This is a genomic window from Methylocapsa sp. S129 (genome assembly GCF_009765995.1).
Taxonomy (GTDB): Bacteria; Pseudomonadota; Alphaproteobacteria; order Rhizobiales; family Beijerinckiaceae; genus Roseiarcus.
The window spans coordinates 235,827-258,969 of record NZ_LMUI01000060.1; the positions used below are offsets into that span (position 1 = coordinate 235,827).

17 protein-coding genes are annotated in these 23,143 nt (G+C 62.3%); 2 read left to right on the forward strand and 15 right to left on the reverse strand.

The window, feature by feature from the left end:
- Nucleotides 1–48 precede the first annotated feature (48 nt).
- The 3 genes from GSQ90_RS31505 to GSQ90_RS31515 are packed head-to-tail and all read right to left on the reverse strand — an operon-like array spanning nt 49 to nt 4,279.
- A complete protein-coding gene (locus tag GSQ90_RS31505; protein WP_158818940.1) occupies nt 49–999 on the reverse strand; it encodes an ABC transporter permease in 951 nt (316 codons plus the stop codon).
- Nucleotides 1,000–1,012: 13 nt separating this feature from the next.
- Nucleotides 1,013–2,584 carry an ABC transporter substrate-binding protein gene (locus GSQ90_RS31510; protein ID WP_158818941.1) on the reverse strand — a complete coding sequence of 524 codons (1,572 nt, stop codon included), beginning with the start codon at nt 2,582–2,584 and terminating at the stop codon, nt 1,013–1,015.
- A 39-nt stretch (nt 2,585–2,623) separates the two neighbouring features.
- Nucleotides 2,624–4,279, reverse strand: a complete 1,656-nt coding sequence (locus GSQ90_RS31515; protein WP_210255029.1) for an amidase — start codon at nt 4,277–4,279, stop codon at nt 2,624–2,626.
- A gap of 563 nt (nt 4,280–4,842) precedes the next feature.
- Between GSQ90_RS31515 and GSQ90_RS31520 the strand changes: the two genes are divergently transcribed.
- Nucleotides 4,843–5,796 carry an acetamidase/formamidase family protein gene (locus GSQ90_RS31520; RefSeq protein WP_158818942.1) on the forward strand — a complete coding sequence of 318 codons (954 nt, stop codon included), beginning with the start codon at nt 4,843–4,845 and terminating at the stop codon, nt 5,794–5,796.
- A 6-nt stretch (nt 5,797–5,802) separates the two neighbouring features.
- On the opposite strand, the gene GSQ90_RS31525 is transcribed toward GSQ90_RS31520, so the two are convergent.
- From GSQ90_RS31525 to GSQ90_RS31560, 8 genes are all read right to left on the reverse strand, one after another.
- Nucleotides 5,803–7,398, reverse strand: coding sequence for a gamma-glutamyltransferase family protein (locus tag GSQ90_RS31525; protein WP_158818943.1), 1,596 nt, complete (start codon nt 7,396–7,398; stop codon nt 5,803–5,805).
- 301 nt (nt 7,399–7,699) lie between these two features.
- Nucleotides 7,700–9,277 (reverse strand): GMC family oxidoreductase, encoded by a 1,578-nt coding sequence (locus GSQ90_RS31530; RefSeq protein WP_158818944.1) that lies wholly within the window; start codon nt 9,275–9,277, stop codon nt 7,700–7,702.
- 57 nt (nt 9,278–9,334) lie between these two features.
- Nucleotides 9,335–10,081: an SDR family NAD(P)-dependent oxidoreductase gene (locus GSQ90_RS31535; RefSeq protein ID WP_158818945.1), complete on the reverse strand. Its 747-nt coding sequence runs from the start codon at nt 10,079–10,081 to the stop codon at nt 9,335–9,337.
- Nucleotides 10,082–10,096: 15 nt separating this feature from the next.
- Nucleotides 10,097–10,846, reverse strand: a complete 750-nt coding sequence (locus tag GSQ90_RS31540; RefSeq protein ID WP_158818946.1) for an MBL fold metallo-hydrolase — start codon at nt 10,844–10,846, stop codon at nt 10,097–10,099.
- Between the two features lie 20 nt (nt 10,847–10,866).
- Entirely contained in the window at nt 10,867–12,012 is a 1,146-nt protein-coding gene (gene argE, locus GSQ90_RS31545; protein WP_158818947.1) for an acetylornithine deacetylase, read from the reverse strand.
- A 50-nt stretch (nt 12,013–12,062) separates the two neighbouring features.
- A complete protein-coding gene (locus GSQ90_RS31550) occupies nt 12,063–13,028 on the reverse strand; it encodes an ABC transporter permease (protein WP_158818948.1) in 966 nt (321 codons plus the stop codon).
- Nucleotides 13,025–15,562 carry an ATP-binding cassette domain-containing protein gene (locus GSQ90_RS31555; RefSeq protein ID WP_158818949.1) on the reverse strand — a complete coding sequence of 846 codons (2,538 nt, stop codon included), beginning with the start codon at nt 15,560–15,562 and terminating at the stop codon, nt 13,025–13,027. The genes GSQ90_RS31550 and GSQ90_RS31555 overlap by 4 nt, the downstream gene beginning before the upstream one ends.
- Nucleotides 15,563–15,583: 21 nt before the next feature.
- Nucleotides 15,584–16,618 (reverse strand): sugar ABC transporter substrate-binding protein, encoded by a 1,035-nt coding sequence (locus tag GSQ90_RS31560; protein WP_246731864.1) that lies wholly within the window; start codon nt 16,616–16,618, stop codon nt 15,584–15,586.
- Between the two features lie 171 nt (nt 16,619–16,789).
- On the opposite strand from GSQ90_RS31560, the gene GSQ90_RS31565 reads away from it, so the two are divergent.
- On the forward strand, nt 16,790–17,557 hold the full coding sequence (locus tag GSQ90_RS31565) for an IclR family transcriptional regulator (RefSeq protein WP_158818950.1): 768 nt from the start codon (nt 16,790–16,792) through the stop codon (nt 17,555–17,557).
- A gap of 335 nt (nt 17,558–17,892) precedes the next feature.
- On the opposite strand, the gene GSQ90_RS31570 is transcribed toward GSQ90_RS31565, so the two are convergent.
- The 4 genes from GSQ90_RS31570 to GSQ90_RS31585 form a co-directional block, all read right to left on the reverse strand.
- The gene (locus tag GSQ90_RS31570) at nt 17,893–18,720 is read right to left on the reverse strand and encodes an efflux RND transporter periplasmic adaptor subunit (RefSeq protein WP_210255030.1); all 828 of its coding nucleotides are present in this window, start codon (nt 18,718–18,720) and stop codon (nt 17,893–17,895) included.
- Between the two features lie 61 nt (nt 18,721–18,781).
- Nucleotides 18,782–20,473 (reverse strand): TolC family protein, encoded by a 1,692-nt coding sequence (locus GSQ90_RS31575; protein ID WP_158818951.1) that lies wholly within the window; start codon nt 20,471–20,473, stop codon nt 18,782–18,784.
- 117 nt (nt 20,474–20,590) lie between these two features.
- Nucleotides 20,591–20,926 carry a hypothetical protein gene (locus tag GSQ90_RS31580; RefSeq protein WP_158818952.1) on the reverse strand — a complete coding sequence of 112 codons (336 nt, stop codon included), beginning with the start codon at nt 20,924–20,926 and terminating at the stop codon, nt 20,591–20,593.
- A gap of 103 nt (nt 20,927–21,029) precedes the next feature.
- Nucleotides 21,030–23,143 (reverse strand): HlyD family efflux transporter periplasmic adaptor subunit (locus GSQ90_RS31585; protein WP_158818953.1); only part of this gene is annotated, 2,114 nt, incomplete at its 5' end.

A 23,143-nucleotide genomic window follows, 5' to 3' on the forward strand; every position in this document is an offset into this window, starting at 1 on the left:
GCGGGTACGACAAACGCGCGGGCATCGTGGCGTTTAACGCGGGTGCGCTCACGACGCGCGTATCCGCGGATCGATCAAGCTCTGAGCCAAGTCGGTCAACAAGTTGATGAGCACATAAGCGGCGGCCACGATGAGCACGCCACCCTGAACCAGCAGGATGTCACGGGTGGAGATAGCGCTTACCAGCATCCGGCCGATGCCTGGCCATTGAAACACCGTTTCGACATAAACCGCTCCGCCCAGCACGAAGCCGGCTTGCAGACCGATCACCGGAATGATGCCGACGAGCGCGTTGCGGAAAGCGTGCACGAATATGACACGCGATTCCGTCAATCCCTTCGCGCGTGCGGTGCGGACATAGTCTTGCCGCAACACTTCAAGCATAGCGCCACGGGTCAACCGGACCAGCACGGCGCCCGCCACCGCCGCCAATGTCGTCGCCGGTAGAAGCAGATGGCGCGCGATATCGCCGATCCCGCCGCCGCCGAACATCTCGGACATGCCGCCGACCGGAAGCCAAGCAAGGCGGACGCCGAACCACAGGATCAGCAGCATGCCAAGCCAGAAGGATGGCGTGGAGATTCCAATCAGAACCGAAATAGTGATCAGTTTGTCCGGCCATTCATTCTGACGCACGGCGGCGACAATCCCCAGCAGAATGCCGCCGGCGCTCGCCATCACAAGAGCGGCTCCGGCAAGAAGCAGGGTGGGAAACAGGCGCGCCATGATCTCGTCCATCACGGGTTTGTGAAGGATATAGGATCGTCCGAGATCGCCGTGCAGGAGATGGCTGACCCAGACGACATATTGTATCGGGAGCGGCTGATCGAGCCCGAGCTGACGCGTAACGTCGGCGATGTTTTCAGGCGTCGCGAAAGTTCCAAGAATGGCGCGAGCCGGGTCGCCGGGGATCAGCGAGATCACAAGAAACACGATCACGCTGACCCCGAGCAGAACGGGGACAACCATAAGCAGCCGTCGGAAAATCAGACCAGGCATTCCTTGGCTCTGTCTAGACCTTGCTCGCGCCATAGAAGCGGGTCGTGAACGAGGGATGCAGTTCGAATCCTTTCACGCGCGCCGAAGATACGGCGTTCTGTTTCCAGTTTGCGACAAACACCCACGGCGCTTCATCATAGACGATATCCTGAAGCTGCTTATAGATCACGGCGCGCTTAGCGGGATCGGTCTCGGCGCGGCCCTGGTCGATCAGCGCGTCCACCTTCGGATTGGAGAAGCCGCCAGAATTGACGGCGCCGCCGGTGCGCAGAGCCAATGCCGGATGCATATCCGGATCCTGGGTCATGAACGACAGTTCCGCCACCGCGACCGTCGGCGGCAGGCTCGGGATAATCTTGCCAAGGAAGGTGTTCCACTCATAGGTTTCGATCTTGGCGCGGATGCCGACGGCCTCGAGATCCGCCTGGATCGCCGTCCCCATCAGCACCGGCGAAAGCATGCCCGATCCGCTTTCGGTCACGTAGAAAGTCACATCGACGCCGTTGCCGTAGCCTGCTTCGGCCAGCAATTGCTTGGCCTTAGCGGGATCATAGGGATAGGGTTTCAACGCATTGTCATAGGCCCAGATGAACGCGGGCGGCGTCACGCTGCTGGCGACAGTCGCCGTATCTTTGAGCACGTCCTTGACCATCGCTTCTTTGTTGATCGCGTAGTTGATCGCCTGGCGCACGCGTTTGTCGTCGAACGGCTTGGTTTTGGTGTTCAGCACAAGATACCAGAGATGCGGTCCTGGCTGCTGATAGTAAGTGAACGCTTTCGAAGCCGTGAAGGTCGCGATATTATCGGGGGGCACCTCGATGGTGACATCCGTCCCTCCCGATAGCATCTCGCTGACGCGCGCGTTCTCGTCGACAATCGGCCGGAACACCAGACCAGAAAGCGCCGGGGCGCCGCGCCAGTAGGACTTGTTGGCCTCCAGAACGAAACGCTGGCCGCTGACCCATTCGACGAATTTGAACGGTCCCGTTCCGCCGCCGTGGCGGGCGAAATCCTTGCCGTACGTCTTGACCGCCGCCGGCGAAATCCCGGCCAAGCCGCCGATCGCGCCGGCGAGCATCGACAGAGCGGGGGCGTAAGGCTCCTTCAAGTGAAGAATAACTTGATAAGGTCCAACAACCTCGGTCCGTTCGATCGGACCGAGCGTGAACACAAACGGGAATGGCCCGGTGTCGTGGAACGGATGGCTCGCGTCGAGCACCCGATCGAAGTTGAATTTTACAGCGTCGGCGTTGAAATCGGTTCCGTCGTGAAATTTGACGCCCTTGCGTAGATTGAAAGTGTAAGTTTTGCCGTCGGGAGAGATTACCCAGGATTCCGCAAGCCCGGGCTCTACATCGAGACTGCCGTCCTTGTAATGCAGCAGGCTGTCGTAAATGTTGCACAATATCCGGAAGTCGCTGATCGTCACGGCCTGCGCGGGATCGAGCGTCTGCAATTCGGCGACGTGGCCGACGATCAGAACATCCGTAGGCGTGTCCGCCAGCGAAAACCGCGGAAGACCGACCGTCGAAATGGCGGCGGCTCCAGCGAGCAAGGTGCGGCGTGTCAGCTTGGCATTGTACATCGCAAAACCTCCAAACAAAGCTATCGGGACTACGAACTTTCAAGCATCCAGCGGCGGCCGGCGCGCGGCGACGCCAAGACGCGCCTCCAGCGCCGCGCCGATGCGGATGAGAACGCCCTCGTCGAAAAGCCGGCCGTAGAGGCTGATCGCGTGGGGAACGAGAAACTCCTCGCCCTCGCCATCGACGCCTTGGTCCAAGCGCGCCTTGGCCAGAGAAAGGCGCTGACGTGTCGGCGACTTGCGGAATCCGCTGCGCATCGCCAGGCAGGGATGACCGGTAAAATTCGTGATGATCAGCATGGGTCCCGCAAGACATGGCCCGATGATCGCGTCGACGCTGTGGAACGTCGCATCCATGTCTTGCATGATGCGGCGGCGGAGCCGGTCGAGCTGGATATGGTCCACGGCCGACAAAAATCGCGCCTTGCGGAAAGTGTTCGGCCACGCCCCTGGTTCCTGCCAGGTCAGTCGATCGTCCAGATCGTCCAGCGTCAGTCGTTCGAACGAAGCGGCGGCCTCGGCAAACAGTGTATTCATCAACGAATCGTAAGGCAGGTCGGGACGCGTCAGCTCGACCAACGTCAATCCGAGCGCGCGCGCCTCGTCGAGCATCGCGCGGTCCAGCGCATTGACGCCCTCGCCGTCGAAATCGGTGGGATAGTAGCCAAGGCGCAATCCGGCGATCGGCGCCGACGCGTCATAGCCGAACGGCGCATCGATGCTGCAGGGGTCGGCGACGTCGCCGCCATTAATCGCGGCGAGCACCAGCGCGGTGTCGGCGACGCTCCTGCACATCGGGCCGATCTTGTCGAGCGTCCAGCAAAGAGGCATGGCGCCGGTCCGCGGCACCCGGCCGAAGGTCGGCCGTAACCCCGTCACGCCGCAGCGGAGAGACGGCGCCACGATAGACCCCAGCGTTTCCGTGCCGAGGCTGAATCCAACCAGTCCGGCTGCAGTGGCGGAACCGGAGCCTGCGCTGGAGCCGCTTGAGCCTTCAGCGAGATTCCACGGATTGCGGGTGACGCCGCCGTACCAGATGTCGCCATAAGCGAGAGCGCCAAGCGTGGTCTTGGCGACGAGCACGGCCCCTGCTTCGGTCAGGCGGCGGACCACCGTGGCGTCCGTTGTGGGCACCCGCTCGGAGAACGGCTCCGCGCCCCATCCGGTGACGATCCCTCTTGTATCGAGGAGATCCTTACAGCCCCAGGGAATGCCGTGCAGCGGTCCCAAATAAGTTCCGGCGGAGAGCAACGCATCCGCCCGGCGCGCCTGCGACATCGCGAGATCGGCGGTGACGGCGGCAATGCATTCCAACCGTGGCGCGAGACGTTCAATGCGATCGAGATAAAGACTGGCCAGACGCTCGCAACTGATCGCCCGCGCTGCGATCCACCCCGCCAATTTGGTCACCGGCGCAAAGGCGATGTCCTCGGCCTTATCGGGCAACGGTCCAGGATCGATCGCAGTGGCGCGAATTGACGTTGAAGACGGCGCCGTCCAGCCGAGCAGTCGAGGATCAAACCGGGTTGCCGGCGCAAGATCATAAGGTAGCGGCGTTTCGCGCCGTCGCACGGCGAGATCGATCTGCCCGGCGAGATTGTCGACCATGGCGGCGCGTTCTGTCTCGGAGTAACGTACACCCAAGGCGTCCTCGGCCGCTGCGATAGCCTCAATGCTCAGAGAACGATCAACCAAAGCAGCTCTCACTCAACATTTGTTCGCAGGATTCCGGCGCGACGCCGGACCGCGGCCGAATGTTTTTGGTCAAGCAAAGCGTGTGCCATCTTTAGGAGACCATTGCCATATTGGTCCCCTAAATATCAAATATTATACAGACTACTAGAATTAAATCATCACGAGACGAACTCTCCTTACGCCCCGAGCGTTCAAAATTACGTGCCATGTTTGGGCGATCTCGCTTGATCAACAGGAGCTTATGACATTCCTGAATTCGGCGGCCGATAAGGATACCAATATAGAATTGGTTACGTTCATAAGACCGTGAGCGCATGGCGCGCCGAAGGGGCGCTTGAAAATTTATCTCGCGGCAACGAAGCTGAGAATGCCACCGCGCGTGGCATGTCGTTTGCTACCAATTTTCTGAGAGTGGCGAGCCGCCGGGTCGACGCAAGAAATCGCAACCCGCGATCTTAGCAACTGGCGGTTTTTTTCTCATTGTCGCGTGCGTTTTGGCTTAAATGTTGCGCTTCGCGCGCCGAGACGATTTTGAAATCGACGCCGTCCGTCACAGGATTCAAATGGCCCTGCATAAGATTCAAGCCTCTCCGGAAAATGTAAGGATCGGGGTGTTTGACGCTGCCATCCCGCCGATTCTCACCGTGGCGTCCGGCGACACCGTCGTTCTCGTATGCGTGTCGGGCGACGCGAGCACTTATCCGCCAGCGAGCTCCGGTTTCGTCGTGGGGCCCGCGCTGCGCGCGATCAATGACGCGGCGCCGGTCAGACATCCCGGCCACATCATCACCGGTCCCATTGCGATCGCGGGAGCGGCGCCAGGCGATACGCTCGAAGTGCGCATCGACGCGATTGAATATGGCGCGGACTGGGGCTTTTGCGGCTTCCGTCCATTAGGCGGCACGCTGCCCGAAGACTTTCCCGAGAAATATCTCACCCATATAGCGGTGGACTGTGCGCGGGGCGTGGGGCGTCTTGCCCACGGGTTGGAGCTGAAGCTTGCACCGTTCTTCGGTGTGATGGGTGTGGCGCCGCCCCCCGCCTATGGCCGCATTTCGACGATCGAACCGCGCGAGCATGCGGGCAACATCGACAACAAGGAACTGGTCGCGGGAACCACTCTGTTTCTCCCCGTCTGGGCCGCCGGCGCTCTGTTTTCGGCGGGCGACGGCCACGGCGTTCAAGGCGACGGCGAAGTCTGCATCAATGCGTTGGAAATGTGTTTGACCGGCACGTTTACGCTCATCTTGCACCGCCGCGCCGACGGGGCGGAGCCAATGCTTTATCCGCGCGCGGAGACGCCAAGCCACTTCATTTCCATGGGCATGCATAGCGACCTGGATCAGGCGATGAAGCAGGCCTTGCGAGAGATGATCCGCTTCATTTGCAGCCGAACAACCCTGTCGCGCCAGGACGCCTATCAACTCTGTTCGCTGGCTGTGGACTTTCGCGTCACGCAGACCGTGAACGGCGAGAAAGGCGTTCACGGCATGCTGAAACGGGGCTTGCTGTTCTAACCCATGCTACCAAGCAAGGGCCTGCCCATCCTTGCGCGGATCGGAACCGCACACGTAGCCGTCCGCGTTACGCATCACGATCTGGGCGCCGCCGAACGCGAATAGCGCTTCCGGCCGTTCGACGGTGATTTCATGGCCAAGCGCTTTAAGCGCCTCGATCAGGTGCGGGTTCATTCCCGGCTCCACCGCGACGCGACGGCCGGCAAGGACGCGCCAGCGGGGCGCGTCGGCCGCAGCCTGTGGGTTTTGCCGATACGCAAGAATACGAAGAGCGAGTTGCAGATGCCCTTGCGCCTGCATCGGTCCGCCCATGAGGCCGAAAGCCATCAGGGGGGTCCCGTCTGGGTTCATGATGAAACCTGGAATGATCGTGTGAAACGGACGCTTGCGCGGCCCGACCTCGTTAGCGTGCCCAGGCCGTAGATTGAAACCGGCGCCTCGGTTCTGCAGGCTGATTCCGGCGCCGGGAATCACGACTCCCGAACCAAAGCCCATATAGTTGGACTGAATGAACGAAATCATCATGCCGTCGCGATCGGCTGCCGACAGGCAGACCGTGCCGCCGCGCGCTGGCGTTCCATGGCCGGGGTCGCCGGCGCGGGCGGGATCGATCAGCGCAGCGCGTTGGGCGAGATAGGCATCGTCGAGCAAGCGTGACGCAGCAATTTTCATCGCCTTCGGGTCTCCAAGATATTCGTCAAGATCGACCATCGCCAGCTTCGTCGCTTCGATGGCCAGGTGAACCGTCGCCGGGTCGTCGACGCCATGCGCGCCAAAGCCAATCGCCTCCAATATTCCGAGCCCGATCAGCGTGCCGACGCCCTGTCCGTTCGGCGGCAGTTCATGCACCACAGCTCCGGAAAAGGCGCGCGACAACGTGCCGACCCAATCGGCGCTGTGCGTGGCCAGATCCTCCAACGTCATGGCGCCGCCTAACCTTTGGGCATTAGCGACGATCGCGCGCGCCAGTTCGCCGCGATAAAAGGATTCTCCCGCAGATTCAGCAATACTTTCCAGCGTGCGGGCGTGCCCTTCGGAGCGGAAGATCTCGCCGGCGCGCGGCGCGCGGCCGTGAGGAAGGAAACATTCGGCAAATCCGGGCTGGCCGCTCAACGTCTCCGCGGCGCGCGCCCATAGCATTGCGATGATCGGCGTGACGGCGAAGCCCTCGCGCGCATAACGGATCGCCGGCGCGGCGATTTCCGTCAACGGCAAGCGTCCGAAACGACGCGCGAGCGCCGCCCAACCGGCGACAGCGCCGGGAACGGTCACCGCCTCCCAACCCAGGGCAGGCATCGCGTCGCGCCCGAGGAAGCGGGCGGGCGTCCAGGCGGCCGGCGAACGGCCGGAGGAATTCAAGCCGTGAAGTTCAGAGCCATCCCACACGATCGCGAAGGCGTCGCTGCCGATGCCGCAGCCCGTGGGCTCCACGACTGTCAGCGCCATCGCGGCGGCGATTGCAGCGTCCACGGCATTGCCGCCGCGCATTAGCATCGCCATCCCAGCCTGAGATGCGAGCGGATGGGAGGTTGCGATCGCATCACGTCCGAACACCGGCGAGCGCGCAGAGGGGTAGGCGACGTTGAAATTGAGCGCGTGCATGAAACGATCCCGGTTGGACGGCCGCGCAATCCAGAATACGCCGGCGCCCGATGCGCCTGAAGAGCAAAATAGGCGCCGCGCAACGTGACGCCGCCCGACGGCGCGGTCGACAAATCTAGCCCCGATGTGCGGCTCGCAGTCAAGCGAGCATGGTCGGCGTGCGCAATCTGGACCAAAGCGCATCGTCGTCGACTGGGATCGCGCAGCATCGGCGCGAGCGGCGCGGATAGGCAAAGGTTAAGAAGTGTCGTCGAGGAACAGGGCGGAGGGCATGGGCATCGTGCTACGTGGTTGCGAGCGCTCAGCGAAGTTGTGCGGCCATCTTTTCGCCGATCATGATCGTAGTTAGGGCGGTATTCGCGCGACAATCCCGCGGCATGATGGACGCATCGATCACGCGCAGACCGTCAAACCCATGCACGCGGCATTCGGGGTCTACTACAGCGAAGGTCGTTCCCTTGGGTCCGATGCAACACCCGCCGGCGCCATGCTGGCCGTCGTTGCAGTCGGTGAGAAGCCACGCATCGATGTCGCTGTCCGTCGCGGCCACGAGATCGGATAGGGGCCGTCCAGTATTTCCGACTTGGATGTCGGTGCAGATATGCTGGAAGGGCGGCTGCTGACCGAAACTTGCAATCCGGCGCGCGCCGTCCCGCATGCGGGCGAGATCGAGGGCGTCCCCCAGCATGTTCTCATCGATATCGGGATGGCGAGAGGGGTCGGTCCCCGTGATCTGCACTGTTCCGCGACTGCGGCATTCGTAGAGCATGACATGAAGGCCAGCTTCCCCGAACTGCGCCATGTCCTGGGCAACGCCGACTCCACCGTGATTCACCGCAACCAAGAACATGTCGTTGAACGCGGCGCCGGGAAATCCCGAGCTGTATTTGACGCAGCAGTTGATGTGCCGGGCATTGGGATCGCTCGCCCGCAGGTCGGGCTTCAGCTTGAGCTCCAGGCGGACAAAAGGATGATCGAAGAACCCCTGCCCCACCGGAAGGTCAGCCCGCACAGGAATTCCGAGTTTTGATAGCCAGGTAGCGGGCCCGATGCCCGAGCGCTGCAATATCGCCGGCGAATGGATGGCGCCCGCCGATAGGATAACCTCGTCGGCTTGGAATGACTGCGGGCCGGCAGGAAGAACAACTGCGACGCCAGTACAGCGCGTTCCGTCAAACGAAAGGCGATCGACCAGCGCATCTCCCAAGATGGTCAGGTTGCGCCGACCGCGCGCGCCTTCGAGGTAGGCGTCGTTGTTGGAGACACGCCGGCCGCCGCGGCTGTTCATAGCGAAGGTACATACCCCCGCGGCGTCGGGCGCATTGAGGTCGTCGCGCCACGGGTAGCCTTCGGCCAAAGCTACCTCGCGTAGTGCGAGATCGACCGGGCCCCAGTCTGACAGCGGCGCCCGATAGATTGGGATCGGACCGCCCGAGCCATGCCCAGGCTGGTTGCCGAACATCAGGTCGTCTTCGAGCGCCGCGAAATAGGGCAGCACCTCTTGGCTCGACCAACCAGATGCGCCATATGATGTCCATTCGTCGAAAGATTCCAACACTCCCCGAATCGCGAGCTGGCCGTTGACAGCGGTGCTGCCGCCCACGCCTTTGCCGCGCCAATAAAGACGGGGCTCCTGACAGTGCGTGCGGCGCGCCATCAGGTCGTCGAACATGTAGCGTCGCTGGAAATTGGCCGGCAAAAGCAGGTTGAACGGGTTTGGGCTTGCCATTTCATCCGGCTGCTCGGCGCTGCGGTAGTCCGGCCCGGCGTCCAGCAGCAGGATGTTGCGCCGGCCGCTCTCGCTCAGGCGGGCGGCCAAAACGGCGCCGGCCCCACCCGCGCCCACGATGATCACGTCGAAATGTTGCCCGTCCTGCATTGCCTTGCCCTTTTTGGAGGTTGCGTTCGGAAGAATGAACGACGTAATAGCGACGGCTCAGCTCAAAATCTGCGCTAGCATGCCGCCATCGACCACGAGATCCGTCCCAGTGACGAAGCCGCTGTCCGGTGACGCCAGAAACAGGGCCGCCGCAGCGATGTCAGCAGGTTTGCCAGGAGCGCCCGCAGGCACGACACGTTCGATCGTCTGCCGGACCTCAGGCGTATCGAAACGCTCCTGCGTCGCCGGCGTAGCGATCGGTCCAGGCGCGATCATGTTGACTGTGATGCCGTAGCGGGCGAGGTCGATCGAGGCCGACCGCGTCAGCATCCGGATCCCGCCCTTGCTACTGGCATAGGGTGCGGCGAACCGCTCAGACGCGAAAGAATTGACCGAACCAACCAGGATCACGCGACCGCGCGTTCCGGTCGCCACCATGCGGGAGGCTGCGGCGCGGGAGGCGAGGAAAGCGCCGGTCAGGTTAGTGTCGATGTAGCGCTTCCAGACCTCTAGCGTGAGCTCATGGAACGGACCACTCAAACCGAGTACCGCTGCGCAATGAACAAGGATCTCTATGGCTCCGCAATCGGCCGTGACCCTATCGAACGCGGCCTCGACCGCGCCCTCGTCCCCTACGTCACAATGATAGCGGCGGATCATCCCGAAGGGCTGCTCGCCATGTGGCGCCTTGATATCCAAGACAGCCACGTGCGCACCCTCGCTAGCAAAAGCGTTCGCCACAGCCGCACCGATGCCGCTCGCGCCACCGGTGACGACCACGACCTTGTCTTGGAATTTCGGCATGGAATCGGTCCTCGGTTAGAGCGGAATGAAGTCGACGGCGCGCGGCGTCTTGAGCTGACTCATATGCGTGATGGCCGCCTCGACGTGGCGGCGTCCATCGGTCCGCACGAACAAGCCGTGACCAGGGAGCAGCAAATCGAAGTTGAAGGTCGCCAAGCGCCGAATGCTTTCGGCGGAATGACCGACATCAAAATCGTAGGTGGCCTGATAGATGATCCGCCCGGAGTGCATCATCGCGTCACCGGTCACCAGTGCTGCGCGGTCCGGCTGCTCGACCAAGAAGGCGGTATGGTCGAGGCTATGGCCCGGCGTCGGGATTGCGGTGATCCGGCAATTGCCGATGTTTGTCGTCTGGTTGGACGACAAGGCAATGTCCGGCGCGGGCCGCCGGTAGACATAGTCCGGTGGGTACACCCCAGCTTTTCGGGCTGCTGCGAGACTGAAGGCGTCTTCGCCCTTGCCGAGAAGTTCCACCGTCGGCGCGCTGCAAAGCAGTTTGCACCCAGTCCTTTGCTTGATTTCGGCGGCGCCGCCCGAATGGTCAGCGTGGGCATGGGTAAGGAAGACATGCGTCAGCCTGTCTGGGGAGAGCCCGTCTTCGCGCAATACTGCGAAAATGCGGTCCACGTCCAAGCCGGCGCCCGTGTCGAAGAGGACCAGATCCTGCCCGGCGTCGACTAGCCAGCAATTGCAATCAAGGTCACCGGTCAAGGAGCATCCCTGAACTCCGGAGGCGACTAGATAGATGTTCGGCGCGACGCGCATGCCGGCTCCTTGTCGTTATCCTATCCGCGGGCGCAGTATTCGATCAGGCGGCGCAGGAAGATCATGCAGTCTTCCAACTGGTCGATTGCGATCCACTCGTCCGGCGTATGGGCCTGCTGGATGTCCCCGGGACCGCAGACCGCAACTGCATGTCCGGCCTCCTGATAGATGCCTGCCTCAGTGCCGTAGGACACCGCCATGGTCGCGTTGCGCTCAAGAAGTTTCAACGCGAGCCCCGCCGCTTCTGATTGAGGATCGGCCACGAGGGGCGGTGTATCGTAGATACACCGCGTCTCGATGGTGGGAACGAAGCCGCCGTCGCGCCGCAGACTCGCGATACGGTCTTCGACATGGACGTCAAAGGCATGGCGAATTGCCGTGAGCTGCGACGGCAGCACGGGCCGGATTTCCCAGTCGAATGCGCAGGTCGGGGCGACGATATTGCGGACCTGGCCGCCGTGGATGGTCCCTACGTTGATTGAAGGAAACGGATAAGGGAAATGAGGGTCCGGCGCTCCTAGCTTCTGGTCGATGCCGAGCTTGACAAGGAACCCGACCAGTTCGGCCGCGAGTTCGATCGCGTTGAAGCCGAGATGGACCTGCGACGAATGTGACGATCGACCGACGACTTCCGTCGTGAAGCCGACCGACCCTTTGTGACGGTCAACAACCGCCATACCTGTCGGCTCACCGACGACAATAACGCCCGGCCGAAATGTCTCGTCCTCCATGAAGTCGACGAGTTCTCGCGCGCCGATGCAGCCCACCTCCTCATCGAAGGTGATCGCGACGTGAATGGGTCGCGAAAGTGTCGTGGGATCGATCCGCGAAGCCGCCGCCATGACACAAGCGATAAAACCCTTCATGTCGGTTGTGCCGCGACCGTAAAGCCGACCCGCCTCACGCGTTAAAGTGAATGGCGGCCGCGTCCAGTCCTGGCCGGTCACCGGCACGACATCGATATGGCCGGACAGGACGACCCCTTCTGCAGCGGCCTCCCCGAACGTGACCCACAGGTTCTCCTTGTCCGCCCCACGGCTCGGTAGCCGCCGCACCGAGGCGCCGAGTCGATCAAAATGATCGGCGATATAGGCGATCGCTTCGCGGTTCGAGACAGAGGTGACGGACTCGAAGGCGACGAGGCGGCCCAGGATGTCGATCGCCATTTCGATCGGCTCGCCCGTCTGGTTGCCGGCGGGCGATGTTTTACTCGGACTCATCCAATCGCTTCCTTGAAGATCCGGCCTCTGAGGCGGGTGATGCCGACGTCGCAGACCAGGGCGGTGATCACGAGCGCGCCCTTCATGAAGTCCAAGCTCGACGGATCAATGCCGACGACACGCAGGGCGTTCGAGAACAGGCTGACGATGAGGGCCCCCGCCACGACCCCGACGACAGTCCCCCGCCCCCCGAAGATGCTTGTCCCCCCGAGCACGCAGGCCGCGATAGCGTCGAGAAGCAGCGACTGACCGCCAAGGTTCGGCGTGACGATGGGGGTGCGGGCGATCAGCATGACGGCAGCCAGGAACGTGAAGCAGGAGGCGGCGACGTACGAAAGCAGCAGGACCGCCCGAATCGGAACGTTGGCGAGGGCCGCGGCGGCGGCGTCGGACCCGGTCGCATAGACACGTAGACCGAAGCGCGTATGGTGAACCAGGACATAGGCGATGGCGACAACAACGACTGCGGCAATGACCGAGATGGGTAGGCCGCCGAGCCGGCCGGTCCCGAGCTGCTTTAGCGAGGGCTGTGAAAGAACATAAACACCACGCGTCGCGAGGAGGAGCGACACGCCCTGGACGCCTGACATGGTGGCCAGAGTGGCGACGAATGCCGGAATCCGAAAAATCGTGACCAGGGCGCCATTGACCGCGCCGACCCCGACAATCGTCGCAAGCCCCGTGCCGAGCGCAATCGGGAGCGCCGCGCCCCCGCTCAGGACGCTCGCGACGACAATGCTGCCCAGGGTGACAGAAACGCCTGCCGACAGATCGATGCCACCTGTGAGCAGGACGATGAAGGCCCCTAGCGCAAGCATCAGCACTGGCACGCTCTGACTCAGCACGATGATCAGGTTCTGGGCGCTGAGAATCCTTCCGTCGAGCAGCCCGCAGGCGAACAAGGTGACGAGCAGCAATCCGACTGGCCCGGCATTGACGGTCAGCTTCTTCAGCGTGGTCATGACGCCGCCCTCGGGCCCCGATCGGCTGTCGCCTCAGGAGATGTCGCGAAAGCCAGCTCCATCACCGCCTGTTCGCTCGCGCCTCGAGCCAATTCACCCACGGTCCGCCCCTCGCGGATCACGATGATTCTGTCGGAAACGCCCAACAGTTCGGGGAGCTCGCTCGAGACGAGTAGGATGGCCGCGCCCGCAGACTTCAGCTCGCCGATAATCCGGTGGATTTCGGACTTGGCGCCGACGTCGACCCCACTGGTCGGCTCGTCGAGCAGGATGATTTGTGGACCAACAGCGAGCCACTTGCCGATGACTACCTTCTGCTGATTGCCGCCCGAAAGCGTCCCGGCCAGTTTCGAGGAGACCGGTGGGCGCACGTCGAGCCTGCGGATTAGGTCAGCTCCGGTCCTGCGCAGCGCGGAGATCGAGACGATGCCAGCCACGTTGTTTCGCCGCATCCAGACCAGGCCGAGGTTATCCCCGACGCTAAGGCCGCCGACCAAGCCCTCGGCTCGCCGATCTTCCGGGATGAACGCGACGCCGGCCCTGGCGGCGCGGGCCTGCGCACGAGACGGCAGGGTTTCGCCGCGCAGCCCGATGTGGCCGCCGGTGAAGCCGTCGAGGCCCGCGATGCAGCGCAGAATGTCCGTGCGGCCGCTCCCCATGAGGCCCGCGAGACCGAGGACCTCCCCTTGCCTGAGCGTTAACGAGACCTCGCGCAGCAGGCCGGTGGTGCTGAGGTCGCGAACCTCGACCAGCGTCTCGCCAAGCTCGGCCTGAACCCAGGGGAAAACTGTCCCAAGCTCGCGGCCAACCATCAAGTTGACGAGGTCCCGGTCGCTCGTCCCGTGCATCTGCAGATCGCCTACGAGGCGGCCGTCACGCAGCACGATGGCGCGGCCAGCGAGCTGTCGAACCTCTTCCATCTTATGAGAGATATAGAGCACGCAGCATCTACGCGCCGCCAGTTTGCGGACAATAGTGTAAAGCTGGTCGCGCTCGCGATTGCTCAATGCGCTCGTCGGCTCGTCCATGACGATCAGCCAGGCCGAGGCGAGAAGGGCTTTGGCGACTTCGAGCATCTGCCGTTCGCCGACTGTCAGATCGCGGACCGGCGTGTCGACGTCACGGTCCAGCCCGACATCCCGCAACACCCCCGCGGCGCGGCGGCGCATTACCGAGCGTCGCAGGATTCCGAATGTCGCGGCTTCGCGTCCAAGCGACAGACTTTCAGCGATCGTCAAGTCCGGCACTAAGCTGAAATGCTGGTGAATCACAGCGATGTCCGCCGCGAAGATGTTATCATTGCCGCCGAAGGCAATGCTGCCGCCGTCGGGTTCGTAGACGTTGGAGATGCATTTGACCAAGGTCGACTTGCCCGCCCCATTTTCCCCCATCAGGGCCACGACCTCGCCAGCTCCCAGGTTGAACGAAACGTCGCCTAACACCGTTATTCCTGAGAACCGCTTGGTCAGACCCTCGATCCTTAGCGAGCGGCTCGCGCCGGTCGCCCTTGTTGTTGTTGTCGCGAACGTCGAAGACCGCACCTTAAACAAAGACGTCCAAGGGAGGTCGCCGCGTAGCAACACGGCAATCAGGATCAGGGCTCCCGACACCATGTAATTGATCTGCTGGGAGACCTGTAGGAAGGCGAGGCCGGAGTTGATCGTCCCGATGGCGATCGCGCCAAGCAGCGTTCCGATGACCGATCCCCGCCCGCCCGCCAGGCTCGCCCCCCCGACGACGGCCGCGGTGATGGCTGCGAACTCCAGCCCGGTCCCGGCCAGCGGTTGCGCCGACCCGAGTCTTCCGATTGCTACGACCGCGGCTACCCCGGCCGAAGCGCCGCAAACGATGTAGGTGAAGGACTGCACCGACTTGACCGGCGCCAGCGAAGCTCGGGCGGCCACGTCGTTGCCGCCGACCGCAAAAATCGAGCGCCCGATCACGGTCCGCCGAAGCATGAAACGCCATCCGGCGCAGAAAATCAGCACGAGGATGAACGCCGCGGGAATGCCGAACACGTTCGCTTGCCCCGGCCAGAGCATCCAGGGATCGGAGACTGCAATACTCGAGGCCTTGGACAGACTCAGCGCCGCACCTTTGCTCAAGGCCATAGTGCCCAGGGTCGCCATGAACGAACTGACGCCGAGTCCGGCGATCAGCAGTGCGTTCAAGGCGCCAAAAGCCGCGCCGGCGAGGATGGCCAATAGCATCGCCAACGGACCCGAGCCGGTTTCGGTGAGAGCCATAGCGGCGACGACGCCCGCAGCCGCCATAACGCCACCCACCGAGATGTCGATGCCGCGGGCGATGATCACGCCCGTCATGCCGAACGCCACGATGGCGACGATCGCGCTCTGCTGGCCAATGTTGAGCAGGTTCGACAAGGTAAGAAAGTCTGATCGGACGGCTGTGAAAGCACCGACCGCAAGCACGATGAGCACGAGCAGGAGCAACTCGTCACGAAGCTCACCAAGGAACGCCCGACAGCCCGCCGCGAACGAGCGGCGAGGTTCATTCGCAGTGACCCCGCCCATGATCGCGCCTCCGGCCGATGGTCAGTGACCGACGCTAATCGACGAGGCAGGCTTGGACGGACCGAATTCGTTTGAATAGTCCGCCGCCACCGCAGCGGCTTTGGTGGGCGTGATCGTGTCGATCGAATTGTTATCCTTTGGCAGCGAGGCGGCAACTGCGTCGGTTGCGATGAAATAGGTCGGCATGTAGAGGTCCTTCGGCAACTTTTCGCCCTTGGCTAGGCGCGCAGCAACGGCGATGTTCCAATAGCCGACCCGGTAAGCGCCGGTGAGGACATCGATGACCATTGAGCCGTTGTCGAACAGAGGCGCCATTTCAGCGTCGCCATCGAATCCGGCGAGTTTCAGCTTTTTGCCCGCGGCTTCAGCGACGGACGCAGCGCCCAGCAACTGCGTGTCCGACATGCTCCAGATTCCCTTTAGATTAGGGTAGGTTGAAATCCACGTCTGGGCGACGTCCGCCCCCTTCGATGGATCCCAACCGGCAGGTTGTACGCTCACCACTTTGACATTCGGAAAGTCCTTGGCGAGTTCATCGGAAAAGCCCTTTTCCCGCGTGTCCGATACGTAGTTGCCCCGTGCGCCAATCAGCATGGCGATTTCGCCCTTGCCGCCAATGGCGGCGCCGAGCGCCCGAGCGGTCGCGGCCGCGTCAGCAGCGTCGGGATAGAGTGTGGAATAGTTGCCGTCAGCCAACACCTTGTTGCCCATGGTAATGACGTTGACGCCGGCCGCCTCGGCCTTCTTCAGAACGGGGATCAGCGCGTTCTTGTCGAGAGGGTCGACCAATATGGCGCTCGCATGCTGGCTGATCAGGTTCTCGATTAAAGAGACCTGCTTTTCGAGGCTGCCTTCCGCGCTCTGCCATGTCGTCGTGACGCCATAGTCCTTGGCGGCCTTGTCGCCCGCCTCTTTCATGCGAACGAAGAATGAGCTCTGAAGGTCGATAGCCACTACCCCGATGAGCTTGTCTTCGGCGCGAGCAGATGATCCAAACATGGCCGCGCCGGCAACCGCGGCGAGCAGCAGACCCCGAACAGTGCGTGTCGACATCATGACAAACCCCTTTGGTTTGAAGCAACTGAGCCGACGTATCCCAGAACAATCCCGCGGGATGCCGGCGATCGCGCTCCAGATGAGCGCAAGGCCAGACGACCACATATCGCTTTACTTGTAAAGCGCGATTTCTATATAAAACGATATCTTAGATGAAAGCGAGGAATCATCGTGTCCGACGAGGAGCTAGCGGGCGAAAAGTCCTATTCGGCGCCCGCCCTGGAAAAAGGTCTCGATATTCTCGAAGGACTGGCGGAGCGCGCCTCAGCCATGTCGGTTCGCGACTTGGCGGATCAGGTGGGGCGGAGCAAGAACGAGATCTTCCGGATGATCCATGTGCTGATCGCCCGGGGGTACATCCAGCGCGACTCGGATACCGATGAGCTTGCTCTTACAAACAAGCTCTTCACCTTGGGGCTGCGAACACCGCAATCACGATCGTTGCTCGAAGCCGCTCTGCCCGAGATGATGAAACTGGCGTTGGACGTCGGCCAAAGCGTGCATCTCGTCGTCGTCCATAAGGGGATGACGGTAACGCTCGGTCACGCCCGGGCCGAGTCGGACTTCACGTTCAATCTGAAGCCAGGCTATGGGCGCCTCGCAAGCGAAGCGGCGACTGGCCGCGTGATCATGGCCTTTCAAGCCGCCGATCGACGCGAAAGAATGCTGGCGGACTGCGCGCTGCAAAGCAAAAAGAAATTCGACCGGCCAATCGTTGAGCAGGCGCTGGCCGACATTCAAGCGCGCGGTTACGTACTTGGAAAGAGCACCGATTTCGTCGGCATAACGGACATCTGCTGTCCCATCTTGAGATCGGAGGGACATGCGGCGGCCTGCCTCATCATGGCTCATGTCGACCGCGTCGGTCAGGACATCGAAGAAGGTAGGCTGCTCACGGCCGTCCAGTCAGCGTGCGAACGGATCGGGAAGCTGATCTGATTACGTAGGCCCGCTAGGCGCAGCGCCCAGGCGCTTTTGTGCCAAGGGATCCGATCGATAGTTTGTCCGGATGGGAGCAGCCTACTCGGCGAGCCCGAAACGCGATCCCCACCAAACAAACAACTACACCAGACTTGGCCGAATCCCTGCGAAGCGGCGCAACTTCCTTCCGCAAGCACCCTCCTCAATCCGCCGCGTCATTCGGCCCCATCGCGTTGCGCCTATTCCCGGCGCCCCAGCGCGGCGTGCAGCCGTCGCAACGCCCTGACAGCTCACACCCGCAAGCTTGCCGCGTTCCGCGTTCCACAATGCGGCAAGATCAGACGAACGCCGGTTTATTTCGGCGTCGACGCTGGAGGCGCTATGCTTGCGCGACCGCTCATCCCGGCCATCAGCTCAGGCGCATCGGCGGTGATCTCGCCGATCACCTTGATCGATTGGCTGACAGGATCGACGCGGCCGCCAAGACGCGTGATCCTCGCCGGATACGCCTTATCGGTCTCCTCGATATGGACCTGAAATTCGTATCCCGGTTTGAGCAAATTGAGCCACCGGGAAGGGACTATCAGTTCGACGTCAAGGCCGTGATCATCGATGATGTCCAACAAGGGTTGCCCAGGCGTCGTGTATTGAAACTCGCGCGCCTTCTGCTCTACGGTCACCCCGGTAAACGGCGCCGCGATCGTGCACTTTGACGTGGTCGCTTCAGCGGCCGCGACCTCGGCCCTCGCCTTCTGCACGTCGGCCGCTGCGACGTCGAGTTGAAGCTGCCCCATCGACTTGAGAGCCACGAGGCGCTGGTCGATCGCAAATGTTTTTTGGGCTTGCGTAAGCGCGGCTTGCGCCCGCGCTTCCTCGGCTCGCTGCAAGGCGCAGTCAAAGACAATCAGTACGACGCCCTTTTGAAAATGTTCGCCGACGCGCGTCGCGATATGGTCGATGCGGCCCGCCATCTCGCTTGACAGCGTCGTGAATTCACGCGGGGTCAACTGGGCGCGGATTTCTGGCGTAACGCCGGTCTGCGCGAGCGCGGGGCCGCCGGCGCCCGGCGTCGTCTCCTGAGCGAAGGCGGCTCGGCCAGACGACGCCGCGAGAAGCGCCGCCAGAGGCAGAAAAGCGAGCCGACGACCCGCGGATCGATACGCTGCGCCAGTGGCCTTCACGCAGTCTGCTCCCTTGTCGAAATTACCGCCTCCTTTGAGGCCAAAGCCGCCGGAAGGCGCGCTAGCGGCGACCCGTCGTATCGCCGGGGCTGGCGGAGACCGGAAGCGGCTCGCTTTGGTCCGGCGCGGCGATAGCGGTTTGCTTCAAATCGAGCGGCGTCTCGACGTGGCCGGAGGCCAAAACGGCGGCGGAAACATCCACCGGCGCGTTCGGCTGCGCGGCGTCGTTCGTCGCCGCCAGGGCGAGCGGGTTGTCCTTGTAGGCGATGAGAGCGCTGCGGACTCCCTGATCGATCGCCTCGACGTCGAGTAATTCGATCTCGGAGGGTGGCGGCTTGATGCCGAGCGTCGCGTAGAGCCGGCCCAACGCCGCCTGGGCTTCAGCGTAACTCTGGTAGCTGCGCAGCAACGAGAACACCGCGCTCACTTGCGCCGACACGCGTTCGAGATCGCCCTGGACCTGAACGTCAGTTTCGGCGCGGTTGGCGATCTGTTGATAGAGGCGTTGATCAACATCGGCGAGCTGCATCGCCCAATGATATTCGGAGGCGGCGGCGAGATATTGATCGTAAGCGATATGCAGTTTGGCGAGCACGGCCATGCTGACCGCTTCTCGACGGCGATTGGCGAGTTCGAGCGTCTCGTCGTCGCGGCGCATGGTCGTGGGCAGCAGCAACAGATTGTTGAGATAGCCCGCGATTTGAGCCGAGCCGGACAGCCAGTCGTGGTTCACCAGGAAGCTGTTGCTATCGTAATTCGGATTGACGGAGAAGGTCAGGCCGGGCAGCAGTTTCAACAACGCCTTACGCGTTTCGTCAACGCTGATGCGGGTTTGATAGCTCTGTTCGCGGACGTCCGGGTTGAAAATAAGCGCCGTCTCCTCCATTTCGCGGATCGGCATCGGCACGGATTTGATGCGAAGCGAATGCTCAGACGGCGCGGCGAGCGTATAGCGCTGGCCAAACGGCAGATTGATTAACGAAGCCAGCTCCACCTTAGAGACGTCGAGTGTGTGCTCAACGGTTTCGAGCTGACCGATCAAGTCCAACAACGCCTTTTGATAGCGCAGCGAATCGACGGGCGAGCCGAGCCCCTCGCTTTCGACCTTACGGGCCGCCGGAAGCGCATTCTGAGCGGCGCGGATCGCCGCCTCCACCTGGCCGTGCAGACGTTGCGCGCCGGCCGCGCGCCAATAGGCCCGGCGCACGTCCTGCAGCAAATTCTCGACAACCTTGCGCCGCTCTTCATCGGCCACCAGAACGCGGTTGGCTTGCTGGCGCGCATTGAAATAGCTGACGCCGAAATCGAGGATGTTCCAGGATAAATTCAACTGCGCCGTTCGTACGTCACGGTCCGTCGACGTCGACGGCGGCACCGTCGTCGCGCCGGTGGTGACCGACTGGCTCGAAGAGGCGTCGACATTGTTGCGATCGGTATTCGCGGCGCTGAAATACGCTTTGGGAAGAAGATCGTACCGACTGAGGTCAAGATCGTTCTGGGCCAAGGCCTCTTCCATGACCTTGACGCGCGAATCGAGGTTGTAAGCCAAGGCGCGCCTGAAGGCCTCCTTCAGCGTCAACGGCCGCGTCAACGGATCCTGATTGGCGAACATGTCGTGACGATCAATCGCCGCCTCAGCCGCCCGCTGAGCGTCGGTCAGAGGCTCGGGACTGAGAGCGCAACCCGCCAGTGCGAACGCCAGAATCCCCCCCGACATCAGCACCGAACTCGCTCGCCCAAACCGGCGACTCATCTCACTTCCCCGCCCGCGACTACATGCCGCTAGGTCTAACAGCGATGCCAGACGATTGATGTGTCAATTATGCCACCGACGCCAGAAATTTGCTCAATTCCCTGATATATACGAAATTTACTTGGCAGGTCGGGACGCTAGTTGCACGATTTTGAACAAGCGATACTCGTATCTGAACAAGCGAGCGACAACGATGATCAAAGCCGCGCTTGCAACCGCCATTCTGCTGTCGCCTTGGGTAATGGCCGGCGCTGCGTTGGGCGCGGCCGCGTCGATCCCGGAGTTCTCGCGGTCAACACAGATCGCCCAACTGCCGAGATACTCGGCCTCGGGAATACATCGGTGCGGAAATGAGGGCGGCGACAAGCACAGTTGCATCGTCACCGGCTTGTTCAGCGATTGCAACGAGGCGGCGATGTCGCTGCGGACGCGCGACTGTTGCCCAACCAGCAAAGGCGGGGGATCCTCGACCGGATTCGCTGTGACTTATTGCATTCCCGATGTGTCGGGGCGCTGAAAGGTTCTGACGATTTGGCGTCGCGGCCGGCGCCGGGGATCAGGCGCCGCTTTCGCGTATATATACCGCTTGGAGCGAACGCCACATTCTTTGCGCGATGCTGACCGCCTCTCCGCGCAACGCGACATGGCCGCTCAGAATGCGGGTCGGCGGCGGCGCGGCGCCCTCTGGAGCAAGCGTCACGCGATAGAGCGTGCGGTCTGGGACGAACTCATTCGGTTTCGGCGTGCGCACAGTGATCGGGCCGCCGTAGGTCGAGGCCAGATACGGATCGGGAAGCGTCCGCGTGCTCGCTCGCGCGATCTCTACGACCCGCAGGCGCGATTCGATGCGGCTGTCGGCGTCCGCGCGGAATGTCGCCTCGTCGCCGGGCGCGATTCGATCTAGGTCGGCCTCGTCGACATAGGCCTCGGCCGTAACCGTCTTGGGATCGACGACCGACGCCAGCCGTGACTTGGCCGGCGTCCACAAGCCGAGTTCGAGGCCTTCGGTCATATCGACAACTTTGCCCGCAATGGGCGCCGTGAGATCGAGTTGCGCCTTCTGATCAAGGAGCCCGCGGTATTCCGCAAGCGCGCTCTCGTACTCGCTCTCAGTGACCCGGCTGCGCGCGAGCAGCTCGGGGTCGAGACCCTTAGCGTTCATTTGCCACTCGAAAATGTCGAGTTCGGCGCGCGCGTGGGCGATTTTATAGTCGAGGTCAGGCGAGACAAGACGGATCAGCAGCGCCCCTTTCTCCACCGACTGTCCGTCGCTTACGCCGATTGCGGCAATCTGGGCGCCAAATTCGGGTGCGAAGACATCGACCCGCTCCCGGCTTTTCAACAAAGCCGGCGCATCAATTGTCGAGCGCCAAGGCGCAACCAGAAGGACGACGAGAGCGGCGGCGGCAAGCGCCGTGAACAGCGGACGAGGGCCAAAGCTTATATCGACGCGCCGACGCCACCATGTCGCGGCTTCAGCGGCGATCGGACGAAGCATGAAATAACCGATCTCGACCACGACCATCGCGACACCGACGGCCTTGACAGCGAAATGATAGACAATCCCGGCAATGCCGAGAAACAGCGCGAACCGGTAGATCCAGGTCAAGAAGGCGAAGAACACGAGCAGCCGCTGGCGAGGGGCCGGCAGGTCCTCCGGCGGCGGATCGCCCAACCCGAGCAGCTTTTCACGCATCCACCATCGGGCCAACGCAAAGGCCCGAAAGTGCAGATTGGGGGTCTCGAGCCAATCCGACAGGACGTAGTAACCGTCATAGCGCATGAACGGGCTGAGATTGATCAGGACGGTCGTGATCCAGGTCGAGGTCGCGACCAGAAACGCCGCGCTGCGCGCCGGACCGGTCGGCAGGAACCCCCACATGCTCATGGCGATCGCCGCGCAACAGAGCTCCGCGGCGACGCCCGCCATCCCAATCATCAGACGCTCGTGGCGGCTAATCAGTTTCCAGCTCTCGTTCACATCGGTATAGAGCACCGGCACCATCACCAGGAGGGCGAGCCCCATGGTGGGTACGCGGCAGCCGAACCGCTTTGCCGTGTAGGCGTGGCCGAGCTCATGCACGACCTTGAGGCAGGCGAGCGTCATCGCAAAGGCGACCGCCCCTTTGAGCGTCAAGAGATCGACGAAAGTATCGCGAAAGACGTCCCATTGGCGGCCGATGAGATAGAGTCCGAAAATTCCAATCAACAGAATTGTCGTCGCGAACCCCTTGCTGAAAACGCCGCGCACATAAGGATAGGTCGCCGTCAGGAACCGATCGGGCCGAACCAGCGGAATTCGCGTGAACAGGTAATTGTGCAGCAGCCATCGCCCGAAACTCTGGCGCAAGCGTTGCGCCTTGTTCGTGAGATACGCGGTCGCCTGCGGACCGGTCAGGCGCAGTAGGTCGCAGGAAAGCAGGAAACGCCGCAATTGATCGACATCGTCGGGCTCGACTTCAAGGGGCGTCTCGGTATTGACGCGCGCCGCCACGGCGTCTGTCGTTTCGGCTTGCCAACGCGAGAGGATTTCGAATTCGAGCCAGCCCAGGCGATAGAACCGGTTGATCGAAGGATCGTGCAAGGTCCAGGTGGGCGATCCGTCAAGCGCGGCGGGCCCGGGAAAAATGCCAATCTCCTCCCGCAGCGGCGGCAGGCGGGCGGCATGGC